This is a genomic window from Candidatus Cryosericum septentrionale, from assembly GCF_003570995.1.
Lineage (GTDB): Bacteria > Caldisericota > Caldisericia > Cryosericales > Cryosericaceae > Cryosericum > Cryosericum septentrionale.
Genome location: NZ_QXIY01000019.1, coordinates 1 through 17,198, shown reverse-complemented (window position 1 = coordinate 17,198; position 17,198 = coordinate 1). Strand labels below are relative to the sequence as shown.

Below are 17,198 nucleotides of genomic sequence, written 5' to 3'. Positions count from 1 at the left end.
CCATGCCATCCAGAAGATCCTCGCTTGTCATAGCAGTAGCCGCGCTGCTCGTTGTCGTGATCGCATTCTGGGCAGGATTCGTTGCATATCCATTCCTTGCCCCACGCCTTACAGGCTCTTCCCGACCATCGTCAGTCCAGACGACCCTTGACCGCGACACCTATCTCAAGCTGTCCGGGGACATCTATGACACCCTCAGCCTGCAGTACTACCAGAAGGTTGATGCCGGCAAGCTCCTCAAGGGACAGGTCGTCGGGCTCGGCGACCCGTACACGGAACTGTTTACACCTGCCGAGGCGGCGGACTTTCGCGAACAGCTGTCTGGTGAATACGTAGGCATCGGCGTCGTCATCACGCCGAGCAAGAAAGCTGACGCCATCGAGATCGTGAGGGTGTTTGCCGGTACGCCTGCAGAAGAGGCTGGGCTGAAACCTGGAGACCTCATCGACAGCATAGACGGCACGACCGCTCGAAAACTGGACCTCGATACCGTCTCCGCTCGTGTCAAGGGCAAGGCGGGTACCTCGGTACGATTGAAGATCGAACGTGCCGGGACACTTCTGGACTACACTGTCGAGCGGCGCCAAGTCGAGCTCCCGGTTGTAGAGAGTCGCATCATCGGGAACAAGGTTGGCTACATCTCCGTCTCCTCATTCAACTCTGGTGTGGCTGTGAAGTTTGCCCGGGCGCTTCACACACTCGAGGACCAGAAGATTGCAGGACTGGTCATCGACATACGGGACAATGGAGGCGGCTATCTGAGTGAATGCCTCGACATGCTCTCGAACTTCATTCCCCATGGGACAGCTCTATGGACGAGGGAGGCTGGAGGCGAAGTAAACCCTGTGACCGTCAATGGTGCCAGTGTCTCGTTTCCGATCGTTGTCCTGGTCAACGAAAACTCTGCGAGCGCTTCCGAGATCTTCTCGGCTGCCATGCAGGAGAACAAGGCGGCTCTCGTCGTGGGAACCACGACGTTCGGCAAAGGACTCATCCAGCGAAGCTGGGACCTCGCGGAAGGATACGAACTCAAAGTGACGGTCGAGGAGTACTACACGCCAAACAAGAACACGATCCAGAAGAAAGGGCTGACTCCCAACATCGTGGTGGCAGATCCAGCCCCCGCACTCTTTGGAACGCTGCCGGGTGATGGCCAACTCGCACGTGCTGTCCAGACGGTGGAGGAAGGAAAGCGCCCATGATTGTCGTGGTATCTGGTCCTGGAGGCGTCGGCAAGAGCACTGTCGTCGCGGAACTGCTGCGGCGCTACCCAGACATGCAACGCTCGATCTCCGTGACGACGAGGGCCCCCCGACCGTGGGAAGTGGACGGCGTCGACTATCACTTTGTGACCGAGGAACAGTTCACAGATTGGATTGACAAAGGACTGTTCGCAGAGTATGCTGATATACGTGGCCATCACTATGGGACGCTAATGTCCTCGCTTGAGGCTGTCAGGCCACAGGAGATTCTCGTCCTAACCATCGATATTCATGGCGGTCCCAGCATAAAGCGCCTGTTTCCAGGAGCCCTTATGATTTTCCTTAAGCCCCCGGATGTGATGGAGCTCGAACGTCGTCTGGAGTGCAGAGGCTCGGAAACGCCCCAAGAGATAGCCGGACGCATCGAGCTTGGTCATTACGAGATGACTTTTGCCAAGGACTACGATTACATGGTTACGAACCGCGACCTTGAGACCACGGTCGACATTGTCGACAGCATAGTCCGCAGTGTACTGCGGAGATAGGAGTCGTGCATGGACGAGCAGAAAGAACAGCCTACCCAACAGCCGGAGCTGGCAAACCTCTATCTGGAGACGTTGATTGCGAAAGTCGACACGAACAAGTATCGGCTCATTCGTCAGCTTCTCGATACATCGCATGAATTGCTCGAAGAGAAGACTGACCCGCTCCGCGAGCCTGTTGATGACATCCTTCGGAAGTCCGCCGGCCGCATGGTGGCTGCAGCGGCACGCGACGCTGCGAACCCGGTGATCGAGGACATCGAGCCGAAGCGCTAGAGTACCCGGAATCCAATCACTTACGAAGAAGCGTCAACCACCCCGTACGAGCGTGCGGGGTGTCGACAACTTGCGAAAGGAGAGACCTATGGACAAGAATGCGCGCACCAGCCAGACCGTAGAGTTTGTGACGATCGGGCATCCCGACAAGGTCGCCGACCAGATCTCAGACGCCATTCTGGACGAACTGCTTACGCAGGACCGATACAGCCGCGTCGCCTGTGAAACCTTTGTCACACATGGCCTGGTCATTGTCGGGGGAGAGATTACGACCAACGCATTCGTCGACGTCGACGGAGTCGTCCGGTCGACTATCGACACCATTGGCTACAATCACCCGAAATATGGGTTTGACGCCAAGACCTGTGCGGTCGTCAACGCAATTGGTCGCCAGTCTCCAGACATTGCGCAGGCTGTCGACGCAGGTGGCGCCGGGGACCAGGGTATCATGTATGGCTATGCCACGGACGAAACGCCTGAGTATATGCCGCTACCGTACGAACTGGCGCGCAAGCTTACTATGCGGCAGGAGGAAGTCCGGCAGCAGAATATCCTTGACTATCTGGGCCCGGACGGCAAGAGTCAGGTCACGCTGGAATACGATGGCGACAAGCCCGTGTACCTGCGTTCTGTGGTCCTCTCATCTCAGCACCTCGACACCGTTCTTGATCCCGACAATCCCTCACGAATGTCGAATCAGGCTCGTGAGGAGATCATCGAAAAGATCGTACGGCCATCGTTGCCGATTGACCTTCTCGACAGCAAGACCACGATCTTTGTGAATCCAACCGGCAAGTTTGTCGTGGGTGGCCCACAGTCCGACACGGGTATGACGGGACGCAAATTAGGCATCGACACGTACGGGGGACGTATCCCGCATGGCGGAGGAGCTTTCTCTGGCAAGGACCCCACAAAAGTGGACCGGTCGGCCACCTATCTTATGCGGTATCTCGCCAAGAACATCGTGGCAGCCGGTATTGCCCATCGATGCCTTACGCAGGTGGCTTATGTCATCGGTCAGAAGGACCCCGCTTCGTTCGAGATTTCCTTCGAAGGCACTGGCGCGGTTCCCGAGTCGATCGTACGGGACGCCATTGCGAAGAATGTCGAAATGACTCCTACTGCCATGATAGACTACCTCGGGCTTCGAAAGCCCATTTACCGCCAGACGTCCATGCACGGTCACTTCGGACGTCCGGGATTCAGCTGGGAAGAACTTGACCTGGTTCGAGAACTGAAGAACTGGCTCAACATCTAGCCCGTGCTCGGCAGTTTCGCCGTTCTGACACAGAGAGGTCCATTTTCGCGTAACCTCCTATCGTACGATCTCGGTTCGGTTGGGGACAATCCGGAACCAGGGACGTGGTTCCTGGTTCCTTTTATGCACAATGTCGCGCCTGCCCTGCTCGTGTCGGTATCTGGACTCGAGGGTCCATGGTCCGAGACAGGGGGGCTTCCTCTCTCCGCCCTGAGTGTGTGCTCAGCGCCTGGCATCTATCCGGCGCTGGGGCTTGATGTGGTGGCGCTTCAGCATTCTCTCGAGAGACAGGTCCTTGGTTGGGAAGATGCTCTCGCGATTGTCCGTTTCCTGCAGGCATCTCAACCGCATGACCGCAGCAAGGCTCGCCTCACTGCATCCGACCCGGCAAGGCTTCTGCACAATCTGCAGGTGATGGCCGCGCGGGACCCCTCCTTTTCCACAAAGACCGCTCCAGTGCGCCAACTGCTTTCAGATAGTGAAGCCACTGCTCATCTACAGAGCGCGCTCTGGAAACTCTCAACCCCCGCAAGACGCAAGCTCTATGAGCAGGGATTTGTTGTCGACCGCGGACTAGCCGACACCGAGCCACGAGTGTCTTACGCACGGGGCGACCACAGTGACCCACAGCTTATTGTCGGATCCTTCGTGGACAGGGCGACTCGCTTTCGCTCGGCCATCGAAGCCGCGATCGCTGGCGGCGGCAGCGTTGCCCTGATCGTCAGCTCAGACGTACTCGCGAGTCTTTACGAAGGGCTCCTGTCCCGCGACTGGAACATTCCGGCTGTCCGTTGGCCCTCAGTCGGCGCCAGACGCTTTCGTGGCGACCGCCACTCGACCGTCTGGCTGAGCACCCGTCAGTTCTCGTCATTGATCCTCCCTGAAATCGCACTTGTTGCCGTCGACCTAGGGATCCCCGGGGAGTGGCCCTTCTTCTGGCAACACTTTTCGCTCAGAAGTCTTCTCAGTGTTGCAGCTGACATGAGCAAGGCGCACGGCATCCCGTGTCTGGCTGGCGTGAGTGCGCCCACACTCTCAGTACTTGACGCGTGTGGTGTCCCGACAGACTCCGTGCTGGGATCAGAGGTCGAGAACCCTGCCCACGTGTCTGCTACCTTCGTTCTTCGGAGTCAGAACCCTGCCTCGGAGAAACAGACTGGGCCTTCGGGGGTTCTCCTCGCACCCACGATGCACCTCCTCCGGCAAACCTACGACCACGGCAAGGACTCCATGCTTCTCCTGAACATTCGCGGTTTTGCGACGCTGATCGAGTGTGCGGAATGTGGGTACACAGCGACCTGCCCTGACTGTGGTGCGACGCTGACCCTGGGAGGGGATAGGAAGAGGCTCTTCTGCAAACAGTGCGGTCATTCAGAGGTTCCGCCCGATCTCTGTCCCAACTGCCATGGGACACAACTTCGATCACGCGGGTACGGTCTGGACCGCCTCGCCCGTGAGCTCCAGCGTACGTTTCCGGTCTCAGCCGTCCAGCTAATGACACCCACCGACGAGGCCATGGTCGCGCAGAACACCGGTCCGTCGCTGTTTCTCGGCACGTATGCCGATGTCCAGCGCATCGCTGTCCTGAAGCCTGAGCTCGTTGTCTTTCCCGACGTAAGCGTCGGGCTCCGGCACCCGGTGTTCGATAACATCGAGCAGCTGGCCGTCGTCGTCAGTGGCGCGGTAGCAGAAACCGCGCCAGGCACTGTTCTGATCCAACTCGACCGCCGCTCCACAGGCCTGCGAGGCGTTCTCGACGGTACTGAGACCATGGCAGCCTTCCTTGAAAAGGAGAGGGAACAGCGCCGGGAGCTGTTGATGCCGCCTTTCGCACGCCAGTTCGTTATACGTGTCTCGTCTCGCGGCGCGAGCCCCGACGTGGACGCAATGACCAAGGACTTGGAGAACGCCCTTGTTGCGGAAGGAGTGGATTTCCGCGGGCTGCACGCGGACCTGCTGACAGTCTCGGCTCGGGCAAGAGTCCTCTCTCTCGAGTTCCGGGCCGACTCCCTGCAGGCGGCCCTTGGACTGCGTGTTGGCACCGCTCTCGCTCACAATAGACACTTCCAGAATGCCACCATCCGGGTATACTGATCACATGAAAATCGTACTGATTGGCAGTCCCATCCTTCGCCAGAAGGCAAAACCCATACGGAAGATGACAAGAGAGCTTGTTCATCTGGCCGAATCGATGGAAGATTTCATGAAACCAACAGGAGTCGGCTTGGCTGCCCCTCAGATTGGCCTTAGCCAAGCGTTCTTCATCTACGATGTCGGCGAAGGGCTCCATCTTGTGGCGAACCCTCAGATCCTGGAGCGCAAAGGATCAGCAAGCGCTGAGGAAGGCTGTCTCAGCGTTCCCGGTGTTTATGCTCCAATCGACCGTGCTACTGAAATCACGCTCTCATACTTGGATCATACCGGCAAGAGACGCATCCACAAGTACGTCGATTTTGAAGCTCGTGTCATCCAACACGAGTTGGATCACCTCCAGGGCATGCTGTTCGTCGATCGGATCACTGACCCGTCCACGATTTCCGTCCAAGAAGGAAGCCCCGTCGCCGCCGTACTGACTCAAACAATCAAGGGAAAGGGACAGGAACTCTGACGATGGCCTTGGACGTTCCCCGCATCGCTGTCTTTGGTTCGTCATCGATTTCGGTCCCGGTCTTCGACGCCATCAGATGCCGGTTCCACGTCGTACTTGCGGTCGTGTCAGAGGAGCCGCGCATCCGCCGAGGCAAGCTCCTGGCCAACCCCGTACAAGCGTGGGCAGAGTCTCATTCAATCCCCGTGCTGAATGGCGCAGAGACCCCTGAAGGGCTACTGACGAAGCAACTGGTCGACGGTGCCGTCGACATCCTGTTCCTGCTTTCCTACGGAAGACTCCTTCCGCAGGCTCTCCTGGATGCACCGCGTCTCGCCTCCATCAACCTCCACCCGTCCCCGCTGCCCTGGTATCGGGGGGCAGCTCCCATTGAACGCCAGATCATGGACGGTTGCAGGCAGTCAGCCGTGAGCATCATTCGAATGAACGGCCTGCTGGACCGTGGTGAGCTTCTGGCTCAGGAATCGTTCACAATTGCCGACTCGGATTACCGCACCGATGTCGAGGCTTCTATCATCCGGGTAGGAGTGCCGCTTACTTTGCACGTCTTCGACCAACTGTTGCACAGCTCAACAACGCCACTGCAACAAACCGGCGCGGGCTCCTACGCACGCAAGCTCAAGTCTGACGACGAACTCATCGACTGGTCAGGTTCGATCGAGCAGGCATACAATCTCGTCCGGGCTCTTGCCCCTGAACCATGTGCGTGCTCTTTCCAGGAAACGGACCGACTGAAGATCCTCAGGGCTATCCCTTTGTCTGCAGACATCGACCTCTCCGCAGACGCCCCCTCTGGTACGGTTGCACAATTTCTGCGCAAGCGTGTCGCCGTTCGCTGCGGTGACGGATGGCTCGAACTTTTAGAGCTCCAGTTTCCGGGGAAGACTCCCATGTCGACGGTCGACCTTCTCAACGGCCGGCGTCTTGTCCCCGGAAATGTCCTCCGTCGAAACCCATTTGCATAGACTTACCCATCTCAAAGGTCGGGCCAAAGTTATCCACAGTTTGGTCCAACGTTCACAAAGATTGATTTGTGGCGATCGGATTCCTCAATTGACTGACCTGGCAAATGGCCCATATACCAACTCATGGATCCGGATCGCCTCAGCCTCGGCTTCCTCTTGGATATCAACTGCACGCATCACGCTGGCAACCCACTTACCAGTGCTCTTGTTGTAGTGCACTCCCATAGTCTTGCTTGCACTGCCCCAGCCCCGCCTGTTCTGCATGTTCTGCCAATGTGTAGCCCAGCGGAGATTTTGCAAGCGGTTGTCAAGCCCGTTGCCATTGATGTGGTCAGCCATCAATCCATCGGCGGGCCGGCTGCCAAGCACCAACCAGGGTAGTGGATATGAGCTTCCTGGATAGGTGATCCCGCAGATTCGTCCAATATAGGCTCGCGCAAGAGGCGTCTGCGTAGGCACTCTCGTGTTGGCATAGTTAACGCCCAGCAGAGCGTTGCCATCTTTCAGCCTCTCATAGATGCTACGGTCTACGATCACCTCCAGCGTATAGACCACAGGCATTTTCCAAGACTGGCCGCAGTGTTGTCCTTTGTTCGAGGCATGGTGAGGCACGAAGATGCGTACGCTTTCGCCTTCCACCCTTGAATCGTAGTCAAAGTCTCTTCTCATGGCCTCGAGTGCTCCTTTCTAGAGGTCTCCCCACGATTACTACGGAGTCGGCCACAAATATGTTTGGCCAGCCGAGTAGTGATCAGCCGTTCAGAACTGTCGCATTTCCGGCGATCTCATTCACGGTTGTACGTCTCGCAAATCGAAATCTCTTCCTAGGGCCGCTTTTCGGCACCCGAGGACAGACTCAGATCTTGATAGTATCTTCGGCCGCATGCTCCAGCCGGTCGGTCGTATGAACATAGATCTGTGTCGTCGTAATATTCTGATGCCGTAGCGTGTCGCGCACCTGTTCTATCGTCGCACCATTCTGAAGGGCCATGGTGGCAAAGGTATGCCGCAGCGAGTGCGCGGAGATGCGCGAGGAGTACACGCCGATTCCCAGGAGCTTCTGTTTCACCTCAAAACGCAGGGTCTTCGTCGTGATCCGCCTGCCCTCGTTGTGGTTGCTATGTGACACAAACAGCGGCGCACGTGGGTCTGTGCACCGGCGCGCGGCCAGGTAGCGCACAATCGGCTCGTACGCTTCCCGCGTGAGGACGACGAAATCATCTTTCGCGTCCTTGCCTTTGCTGCGCACGTACAGGAGTGTGGCGTTGGACGTCTGACGAATGTCTCCGACGTCAGAGCCAACGACCTCCATCGTGCGGAGCCCGGTCCGAAGCATCAGGTTGATCATGGCGAAGTCGCGCAGGCCGATCATGTCGCTCGTATCGATGGAGTTCAACAGATCACGCGCCTGCTGCAGGGTAAGCGGATCGCGGTTGAATCCGTACGAACGCTTGAACCCTTTGAGGCCCGCGGACACATCGGGATAGATGCGGTTCGACTCGAGATACTTGAAGAACTGGCGTACGGAGGTAAGGTACAGATTCCCCGTCCGAGGCGACAGTCCCTCTGCCAGCAGATGGCTCTTGTACTGGACGATGTCGGTCTTCGTCAGGTAGCCGACCCCGCCAGCGGCCTCTCGAAGCGACAGGAACTCCTTGAACCGCTTGAGCGCGCGCCGATACACTATCTTGCTGGTGATGCCGACATCCTGTGCCAGCAGGAAGCTCTCGATCAGCTGGTCAAGATTCGCCGCCAGCGTGCCTGCAGGCTGTCGCGGCGTGATCTCCTTCATTTTTCCGTGGAGCAGTCGCCTCCGGCCGGGTCAGCCGAAGTGTCCGTGACAATACCGGCGCTCTTCAGGGCATCTTCCTTGATCATGGAGGGCTCCCACGGAGGATCGAACACAAGATCCACCTTGACGTTCCGCACACCTGCTACAGTCCGAACTCCCTGTTCAGCCTGCTGGAGTAGATAATCGCTCATCGGACACTGCGGAGCAGTCATGGTCATACGGACAGTGACGTCTCCCTCGGCTGTGATCTCTACTCCGTAAATCAGCCCAAGGTCAACGACGTTAATCGGAATCTCAGGGTCGTAGACGGCCCGCAGTGCGTCAAGAACCTGCTCTTGTTCTATCATGGTCTATGATACCTCCGGTTGGTTGACACGAGTCACGTGTGCGCCCAGTTGAGACAGCTTACCGTCTAGCGCTTCGTATCCCCGATCAATATGATGGATGGATTTTACGGTAGTTGTGCCATGCGCTGCAAGGCCGGCTAGCACCAGAGCGGCACCACCCCGCAGATCCTTTGCCTGGACTGTCGCCGAGTTCAGTGACTCGACACCCTCGATAATGGCTGTCTCTTCCGCCACCTTAATGCGGGCGCCCATGCGCTCAAGCTCAAGGATAGCACCGAACCGGTTCTCGAAGATGCTCTCGACAACGACCGAATTGCCATGCGCCAATGTCAGATACGCGGTCATCTGAGGCTGGGCATCCGTCGGATACCCCGGGAACGTCAGGGTACGAATATCTGTCGACCGGTACCCTGGAACGCCCTTGACGACAACGGCATCATCTCCCTTGACCTCGACCACCGCGCCCGTCTCCCGCAGTTTAGCGACGATCGACCAGATATGACGGACATCGATGCCCGTGATGGTAGCCTCGCCCTGCGTAATGGCCGTCGCCATCATGAGTGTCGAAGCTTCGATGCGGTCGCCGATGATGCGGTGCGACGCTCCGTGCAGCTGAGCGACGCCCTCGATACGGAATCCGAACGGGAAAACGGGCACGATACGGGCGCCTGCCTTGTTGAGGAAGGAGATGAGATCGTACACCTCCGGCTCCTGGGCCGCGTTGAAGACACGTGTCGTTCCTTCGGCAAGAGCAGCTGCCAACAGGAGATTCTCCGTCGCACCCACGCTGGGAAAGTCGAGGTAGACATCGCAGGCCTTGAGAGCCTTGGCCTGACCAACAAGATAGCCGTCTTTCCACTCGAACTGTGTGCCCATCGCTCGCAGCCCCTTGATGTGAAGGTCGATGGGTCGAGCACCGATACTGCACCCGCCCAGCGATGGGAGCATTGCCCTGTGCTCGCGCCCAAGAAGTGCTCCTACCAGTGTTTGCGTTCCGCGCAAGCTGTAGCCGTTGGTGTTTTCGACGCGCGTCTCAATGGGACCACGAGTGTCCAGCACCACTTCTCCATTACTGAAGGAAACCAGTTTGACACCCATCGCCTGGATGAGAGTGAGGAGAGACTGGAGGTCGCTGATGTCCGGGACATTCTGGAAGCTGACTACGTCGCGGACAGCAATTGCAGCCGCCACCAGCGGCAGGATCGAGTTCTTGGCGCCACTGCAGCGCACCGAACCGTGGAGCGAATTCCCTCCTTCGATGAGAAAGCTCTGTTCCGTGGTCATACGTTACCCTCCTGAGTGAGTCGCATTAAGATAATTGTCGATGTGAGCGAGTATCTGCGCTGCAGTTGTTCCATCGCCATATGGGTTGACCCGGCCCTCGCCCAGAACTGCAAAACCACTTGCCACAAGCTGCTCGAACGACGAGACGATGAGGTCCTCGTCCTGGCCGACCAGCTTGACCCAGCCACTTGTCACAGCCTCGGGGCGCTCGGTGACCTCACGGAGCAGGAGCATCGGCTTGTGAAGCGTCACGGACTCTTCCTGAATTCCGCCCGAGTCGCTGAGAACGGCAATACAGTGTTCAAGCATATACAGGAAATCGAAGTACGGAAGAGGGTCGGTGAGCACGACGTTCGGCAGGCCCGACGCAATCCCGAAAACCGTTTCTCGCACAACCGGGTTGAGATGTACCGGAAAGACAAACGTCAATTCTGGATGCAACCTGGAGAGCTTTACGAGCGCGCCCGAGAAGATTGCAATGCCGGTATCCCAGTTTTCGCGACGGTGTGCCGTCATGATGATCATGGGACTGCCCGGCCGAACCCTCGACATGATGTCCGGAGCACGAAGGTGAGGCAAGGCCATGTGCACGGCGTCTACGATTGAGTTTCCGACGACATCGATACTGCGGGCGTCGATACCTGCATGCAGGAGATTCTGTCTGGCCTCCTCAGTGGGCGCGAAGCAGAGGTCGGAAATCTGATCTGTAAGCATGCGGTTCACTTCCTCGGGGAAAGGGCTGAACTTCTGATGGGACCTGAGTCCCGCCTCGACATGACCGACCGGGATCTTTGCGTAGGTCGCCGCGAGAGCTCCCATGAACGTGGTAGTAGTATCTCCGTGGACGAGAACCATGTCCGGTTGCAGCTCAGCCAGTGCATCGGAAATCTGCGTTGCCAGCGCCGCCGTCAGATATGGAAGCGTTTGGCGCTGCTTCATGACGTTGAGATCTCGCCACACCAGGATCTCGAACATTTGCACAACGTCGTCCAGCATCTGCATATGCTGGCCGGTCAGGAGCACATGACTGTCGAACCTGGGATCGGCCTCCAGCGCCTTGACGATGGGTGCCATCTTGATCGCCTCAGGACGCGTACCAAAAATGCACAGAATGTTGCGACGCACGTCAGTGGAGTCCCAAAAGGGCGATGGCCAGCCCGATCGAGCATAGCATGAACGTCACCAGGTAGTACAGCGCCGTGATGCGCCGCTGGCTCCACCCATGGAACAGTAGCAGATAGTGGAAATGCCCATTGTCTCCCTTCATGGGAGACTGGTGCCTGGCCGCCCGGCGGAAAATGCTCGAGACTGTCTCCGCGATGGGGATGCCAAGCGCGAAAACCGCCACGATCAGCATGACAGTCGTCGGCAGTTTAAGGGCGCCATAGACGGAAAGGCTCGCGATCATGAACCCCAGAAACTCAGACCCGGCGTCTCCAAGAAACACCTTCGCCGGATTGTAGTTGAAGACAAGGAATCCCAGGACAGCACCAAGCAGCGCCACAAGGATGGCCCCCATGGTTGCCATGCCCTTGAGCGCGGCGAAGAAGAACATTGCGAGGAGAATCAGCGCAGCGACGCCACCCGCAAGGCCGTCTAATCCATCGATGAGGTTCAGCGCATTGGTGATGCCCACGATCCAGAAGTACGTGAGTATGATGCCGCCGATGCCAAGCTGGAAGAACCCTCCATGCAGGAAGTTGGTGAATGTGGTCACACGGACCCCAAACGCGATGACGACGATTGCTGCCACTGATTGTATCAGTAGCTTCAGTAACGCGGGGATGTCGAACATGTCGTCCAGGAGCATGCCAATGAATACGATGCTCCCACCGACAAGGATTCCCTTCAACTGCATTGTGAGTGAATCAAAGAAGAACACAGATACGATGAACGCGATCACGATGGCGATGCCACCAGTGCGAGGAATCACCTTCCGATTCACTCTGCGCCTTTGCCCGTCGATGTTCGCCTCAGCATTGGCAGCCGGCTTGTCGGTGATGCCAAGCCGCAGCCCAAGCTTGGTGAAGACCGGTGTCAGCACAAGGCTCAGCGCCAAAGCCACGAGGAACGACCAGAGCTGTGCCTGCGTAATCACAAGATGCATGGACTACTTCGTCCCGTATATCCTGTCTCCGGCATCGCCAAGACCGGGAAGGATATACCCATTCTCGTTCAAACAACGGTCAATTTCCATGGTGACGATTTTCACGTCGGGATGCTCGCGCTGCAACACCTCGATGCCCTCTGGCGCCGCAATGATACAACAGAAGGAGATGCTGCGAGGATGGCGTTCCTTGACGAGTGAAATGGCCTTGGAAGCACTGCCTCCAGTTGCAAGCATCGGGTCCACAATAAACACGTCTGACTCAGGAGTGCTCTCGGGAAGCTTGCAGTAGTACTGAACCGGTTCCAGAGTGTTCTCGTCTCTGAACAGGCCGATGTGTCCCACCTTGGCGTGAGGGATCATGTCGAGCATCCCCTGGGCCATGACGAGCCCGGCTCGAAGCACGGGCACTATCGTGACTTCGTTCTCCAGTTCCTGCCCATCGTAGGACTCCAGGGGGGTCTCTATGGGGCACGCCTTGGTTCGCATGTTCCTGCAAACCTCGTACGTCATGAGCCCGGCAAGTTCCTCCGCCAGCTCACGGAAGTCCTTGTGCGTCGTGTTCCTGTTGCGAAGAAGGGTCAGTTTGTGTCGTATCAGAGGATGATCCAGCACCTGGAGGTTACGATGGTCCATCAGTTCTCCTAGTACATCTTCCCTGCATATAGTGGAAAACGGTCCGTAAGCGCCGTCACGCGAGCTCGAATCTGATCCAGCTTCTCCTCGTCATCACGCCCCATGATCGTCTCGTCGATCAGGGCGGCGATCTCGACCATCTCTGGCTCACGCATGCCGCGAGTGGTCACAGCCGGAGTCCCAAGCCGCATTCCACTTGCCTTGTTTGGCGGCAATGGATCGAAGGGGATGGCATTCTTGTTGACAGTGATGCCTACGGTCTCGACAAGCGCCTGGACTTCTTTGCCCGTAACTCCCTTGGAAGTCAGATCGACAAGCATAAGGTGAGTATCGGTGCCGCCGGAAACGATGCGATAGCCACGCTCCGTCAGCGCCTGTGCCAAGGCTCTTGCGTTAGCGAGAACTTGCTTCTGATAGGCGGCGAACTCGGGAGACGCAGCTTGTCTCAGAGCGACTGCCTTCGCCGCGATGACATGTTCAAGAGGTCCTCCCTGGCTACCAGGGAACACAGCACTGTTGAGCTGCTTGGCATACTTCTCCTTGTAGAGGATGATCCCTCCTCGAGGACCGCGAAGTGTTTTGTGCGTCGTCGTCGTGACGAAATCCGCATACGGTACCGGTGAAGGATGAACTCCTGCGGCGACCAGCCCGGCTATGTGGGCCATGTCTACCATGAGCAATGCACCGACCGAATCGGCGATCTCGCGGAAACGCGGGAAGTCGATGATGCGCGGATACGCACTGGCACCTGCGATGATCAGCTTGGGATGCTCTGTTCGGGCCAGCTCGGCTACCTGGTCATAGTCAATTGTCTCGCTGTCCTTCCGAACGCCATAGGAGACGATGTGAAACAGTTTGCCCGTGAGCGACACGGGGCTTCCGTGACTCAGATGCCCACCGTCGGCAAGAGACATGCTCAGGATCGTGTCTCCTGGCTGTAGAACGGAGAAGTAGACCTCAAGGTTGGCTTGCGTTCCCGAGTGGGGCTGAACGTTTGCCCCCTCCGCACCGAAGAGCGCCTTGGCACGCTCAATAGCCAGCGTCTCGATGACATCAACATACTCACAACCGCCATAGTAACGTTTGCCCGGGTATCCCTCGGCGTACTTGTTTGTCAGGACTGAACCCTGTGCTGCCAGGACTTCTTCGGACACAAAGTTCTCAGATGCGATGAGCTCAATGTTATTCTGCTGACGGTGCAGTTCCTTGTTCAGTGCATCAGCTACTTCGGGATCAACTCTCGTTAAACCTGTCATAACGACCTCCCATCATTTTTTTCGGCATTTCGTCGTTCAAATATTCTATCACGAATGGCGGACGACGACACTACTTGCGCACATCCATACTATACACGATTCCCCGCGCGGTCGCCTGCACCACCTGCCATGCATTCAGACCTCCCTGCAAATATCCGACGTACGGCTCGCGAAGGGGGCCGTCGAAACTCAGTTCAATCGTGGATCCCTGCACAAAGGTTCCGCCTGCCATCAGGACTTCCGTCTCGTATCCCTGCATGGCGCTCGGCTCGGGTACGGCATCGGCGTCCAGTGCAGAGCACTCCTGCACAGCGCGTGCAAACGCTGCGAACCGTTCCCTTGACCTGCACTCGATGCGCAGCACAATGTCCCCGCGGAGGTCGTGAGGGCCCGGATCCACGACGAAGCCGTTTTCCTGCAGAAGCGCGCTCGCAAGAAGGTTTCCCGTCAGGACCTGCTCAATTACCGTCGGGGCAAAGAGCAGACTCCGCAGGAACGTCTCGGCAAACCCAAGATTCGGCCCAATCTCAGCACCTACTCCTGGACTCGAGTACCGGGTCGCGGCCAGGGCCACGGCCCTGGAAGTCCCCACCACGTAGCCGCCCGTTGGGGCAATCCCCGCTCCGATATTCTTCATGAACGACGAGACCAGCAGATCCGCGCCGTCCATTGTGGGTTCACGATCCTCGAGAAGGTCGCCATAGCAGTTGTCGACAAGGACCAGACTCTCGGGCGAGACATGTTTCACGGAGGAGATCATCCGTGCGATCTCACCCTCGCGAAGCGCCCGGATGCGCTTGTATCCCCGACTCCGCTGAATCAGGACAACTTTCGGCAACTGGGTCGAGAAGCATCTCTCGAGCTGCTCCTCCCACAGTTCTGCGGGTGATGCCGTGATGTCGCACTGGGCATAGCTGACACCAAACTCTGCAAGCGAACCATCAGATGGGCGGATTCCAATGATCTCCTCCATCGTATCGTAGGGAGCCCCCGTCACGCAACACAACACATCCCCGGGACGAAGCACTCCGAACAGTGCGATCGCCAGAGCATGAGTTCCAGAGATGATCTGCGGGCGCACCAGTGCAGCTTGTGCGCCGTACAAACGGGCAAAGACGCGTTCGGTCTTGTCCCGCAAGTTGTCCCCGATGCCATAACCCGACATGGGACGAAGGTCCGATGTCGACAAGCCAACAGTGTGGAATGCGTCAAGGATACGCATGAAGTTGCGACGTTGAACTGCACGAATATCTGCAATTTCGGTCGCATACTCACGCTCGAGCTGCTGCGTCCGTTCCATGAGCTGGCGTTCCGTGATCATCTGCTGTGCCCTCCTGCGGCGGATTCGACGAGGGCTCCCGCCTGCACCAGAACCGAATCAGATGTTTGATTGCTTACGTCGATCCAGTGAACGTCCTTCTCTCTTCTGAACCAGGTCTCCTGCCGTTTGGCGTAATTGCGTGTCCGCCTTTTCCAGAGCTCGATCGCCTCGTCGCGCCCTATCTCTCCACGCATCCAGGCGTTCAGCTCCTTATAGCCTATACCCTGCATCGCGGTGTCGTCAGAGTTCAGGCCATCGGCCAGCAGACGCCGCACTTCCTCTTCCATTCCTGCAGAGATCATGGTATCAACGCGCCGGTCAAGCCGTCTGTAGAGTTCGGCCCGCTCTGCACGCAAGCCAATACGGAGGACTCGCCATGGGACCGGGTGCTGTCTCCGCTTCAGGACGCTTGGCATGTCTCCTGACTCAGCACTCATCTCCAAGGCCCGTTCCAGTCGCCTGACATCGTTCGAGGCAATCTCGCGTTCCGCCACAGGGTCAATCTCTCTCAGACGCGCGCGCAGCTCCCCCTCGGACAACATTCGCAGCTGGCTCCGTAGACTTGCATCGGGCTTCTCCGGCAGGAATTCGTATCCGTCGAGTACAGCCCTCACGTACAGGCCTGTCCCTCCCACTAGAATCGGCAGACGCTGCAAGCGAATCGCCGCATTCACAGCTTCGAGTGCCAGCAGCTGGTATTGGGCGACAGAGAAGTGCTCGTTGGGAGGAACGACGTCGATGAGAGCATGGGGAACACCTAGGCGTTCTGAAAGGCTGAGTTTCGCCGTGCCGACATCCATCCCCTCGTAGACCTGCATCGAGTCGGCAGAGATGATCGACCCTCCGAAACGACGGGCGATGCCCAGGGCAAGCGCAGTCTTGCCCGTTCCGGTGGCGCCGACAATGCCTACAATCAATGGGAGACTAGCAGAGTCGGGTGCCATGCAATCCTTCTCTCGAGCCATGGTCAATAGTCACACTGACGAATGTACCAACTCCTGGCGCTGGTTCAGAACACGAGAACCAGACATTTCTGCCATCGATCGACCTTCCAAAGGCATGTCCGCCTGCATGTACAGCTAGGACGAGCACGTCGACGCATCTGCCTGCCAGCACCTGGTTGCTCTGCTCGCTCAGGTCCTGGACGATGCTGAGCAGGGCGGAGTGCCGTTCGTCGATGAGCGCGGGCGGGACCTTGTCCTGCATTCTGGACGCTGGCGTACCCGGCCTGTCGGAGTACTTGGCAAGGAAGGCCCCATCAAACTGGAATCGACGGACCGCGTCGACCGTATGGACAAAATCATCATCCGTTTCCCCGGGAAAGCCCACAATGATGTCTGTTGTCAGTGTCCAGCCGACGTTCTCGCGGATGGGCTCTGCAAGCCTGGCATAGTCTGCAATCGTGTACCGCCGGTTCATCCGCTCGAGGATGCGGTCACTCCCAGACTGCAGTGGAAGGTGCAATCGATGCTCGATGTGCCGCAGCTCCATGACCCGTCTCACTTCCTCCGGCGTGAAGTTTGCTGGATGAGAGCTCAGGAACCAGAACCAGAAGTTGCCGTCCAGTTCATCGACCGCAGACATGGTCTCAATTAGCCCTCCAA

The 17,198-nt window shown here is 57.8% G+C and carries 18 protein-coding genes; 7 read left to right on the top strand and 11 right to left on the bottom strand.

What is annotated here, in order from left to right:
• Positions 1 to 2 precede the first annotated feature (2 nt).
• From SMC1_RS04960 to SMC1_RS04930, 7 genes are all read left to right on the top strand, one after another.
• The gene (locus tag SMC1_RS04960) at positions 3 to 1,202 is read left to right on the top strand and encodes a S41 family peptidase (protein WP_119085692.1); all 1,200 of its coding nucleotides are present in this window, start codon (positions 3 to 5) and stop codon (positions 1,200 to 1,202) included.
• Entirely contained in the window at positions 1,199 to 1,747 is a 549-nt protein-coding gene (gene gmk / locus SMC1_RS04955) for a guanylate kinase (protein WP_119085691.1), read from the top strand. Before SMC1_RS04960 ends, gmk begins: the two co-directional genes overlap by 4 nt.
• Positions 1,748 to 1,756: 9 nt before the next feature.
• Positions 1,757 to 2,020, top strand: a complete 264-nt coding sequence (locus tag SMC1_RS04950; protein WP_119085690.1) for a hypothetical protein — start codon at positions 1,757 to 1,759, stop codon at positions 2,018 to 2,020.
• 88 nt (positions 2,021 to 2,108) lie between these two features.
• Entirely contained in the window at positions 2,109 to 3,278 is a 1,170-nt protein-coding gene (gene metK / locus SMC1_RS04945; RefSeq protein WP_119085689.1) for a methionine adenosyltransferase, read from the top strand.
• A 123-nt stretch (positions 3,279 to 3,401) separates the two neighbouring features.
• Complete coding sequence (locus SMC1_RS04940) at positions 3,402 to 5,372, top strand: hypothetical protein (protein WP_126855171.1); 1,971 nt, start codon at positions 3,402 to 3,404, stop codon at positions 5,370 to 5,372.
• A gap of 4 nt (positions 5,373 to 5,376) precedes the next feature.
• On the top strand, positions 5,377 to 5,886 hold the full coding sequence (gene def / locus SMC1_RS04935; protein ID WP_165849227.1) for a peptide deformylase: 510 nt from the start codon (positions 5,377 to 5,379) through the stop codon (positions 5,884 to 5,886).
• 2 nt (positions 5,887 to 5,888) lie between these two features.
• Positions 5,889 to 6,851, top strand: coding sequence for a methionyl-tRNA formyltransferase (locus tag SMC1_RS04930; RefSeq protein WP_119085686.1), 963 nt, complete (start codon positions 5,889 to 5,891; stop codon positions 6,849 to 6,851).
• Between the two features lie 84 nt (positions 6,852 to 6,935).
• Here the strand turns inward: SMC1_RS04930 and SMC1_RS04925 are convergent, their stop codons facing one another.
• The 11 genes from SMC1_RS04925 to SMC1_RS04875 form a co-directional block, all read right to left on the bottom strand.
• The gene (locus tag SMC1_RS04925; RefSeq protein ID WP_207799310.1) at positions 6,936 to 7,520 is read right to left on the bottom strand and encodes an HNH endonuclease; all 585 of its coding nucleotides are present in this window, start codon (positions 7,518 to 7,520) and stop codon (positions 6,936 to 6,938) included.
• 187 nt (positions 7,521 to 7,707) lie between these two features.
• Positions 7,708 to 8,643, bottom strand: coding sequence for a tyrosine-type recombinase/integrase (locus SMC1_RS04920; RefSeq protein ID WP_119085685.1), 936 nt, complete (start codon positions 8,641 to 8,643; stop codon positions 7,708 to 7,710).
• Positions 8,640 to 8,990: a metal-sulfur cluster assembly factor gene (locus tag SMC1_RS04915; protein WP_119085684.1), complete on the bottom strand. Its 351-nt coding sequence runs from the start codon at positions 8,988 to 8,990 to the stop codon at positions 8,640 to 8,642. The genes SMC1_RS04920 and SMC1_RS04915 overlap by 4 nt, the downstream gene beginning before the upstream one ends.
• Before the next feature lie 3 nt (positions 8,991 to 8,993).
• Positions 8,994 to 10,274 carry a UDP-N-acetylglucosamine 1-carboxyvinyltransferase gene (gene murA / locus SMC1_RS04910; protein WP_119085683.1) on the bottom strand — a complete coding sequence of 427 codons (1,281 nt, stop codon included), beginning with the start codon at positions 10,272 to 10,274 and terminating at the stop codon, positions 8,994 to 8,996.
• A 3-nt stretch (positions 10,275 to 10,277) separates the two neighbouring features.
• Entirely contained in the window at positions 10,278 to 11,399 is a 1,122-nt protein-coding gene (gene wecB, locus SMC1_RS04905) for a non-hydrolyzing UDP-N-acetylglucosamine 2-epimerase (RefSeq protein ID WP_165849226.1), read from the bottom strand.
• Between the two features lies 1 nt (position 11,400).
• Positions 11,401 to 12,381 carry an MraY family glycosyltransferase gene (locus SMC1_RS04900; protein ID WP_119085681.1) on the bottom strand — a complete coding sequence of 327 codons (981 nt, stop codon included), beginning with the start codon at positions 12,379 to 12,381 and terminating at the stop codon, positions 11,401 to 11,403.
• A 3-nt stretch (positions 12,382 to 12,384) separates the two neighbouring features.
• Positions 12,385 to 13,017, bottom strand: a complete 633-nt coding sequence (upp, locus tag SMC1_RS04895) for a uracil phosphoribosyltransferase (protein WP_119085680.1) — start codon at positions 13,015 to 13,017, stop codon at positions 12,385 to 12,387.
• Between the two features lie 8 nt (positions 13,018 to 13,025).
• Positions 13,026 to 14,273: a serine hydroxymethyltransferase gene (gene glyA, locus SMC1_RS04890; protein WP_119085679.1), complete on the bottom strand. Its 1,248-nt coding sequence runs from the start codon at positions 14,271 to 14,273 to the stop codon at positions 13,026 to 13,028.
• Between the two features lie 70 nt (positions 14,274 to 14,343).
• Complete coding sequence (locus tag SMC1_RS04885) at positions 14,344 to 15,594, bottom strand: methionine gamma-lyase family protein (protein ID WP_119085678.1); 1,251 nt, start codon at positions 15,592 to 15,594, stop codon at positions 14,344 to 14,346.
• Positions 15,591 to 16,538: a tRNA (adenosine(37)-N6)-dimethylallyltransferase MiaA gene (gene miaA / locus SMC1_RS04880; protein WP_165849225.1), complete on the bottom strand. Its 948-nt coding sequence runs from the start codon at positions 16,536 to 16,538 to the stop codon at positions 15,591 to 15,593. The genes SMC1_RS04885 and miaA overlap by 4 nt, the downstream gene beginning before the upstream one ends.
• A partial coding sequence (locus SMC1_RS04875) for a radical SAM protein (RefSeq protein ID WP_119085676.1) occupies positions 16,519 to 17,198 on the bottom strand: 680 nt, incomplete at its 5' end. The genes SMC1_RS04875 and miaA, both read right to left, overlap by 20 nt.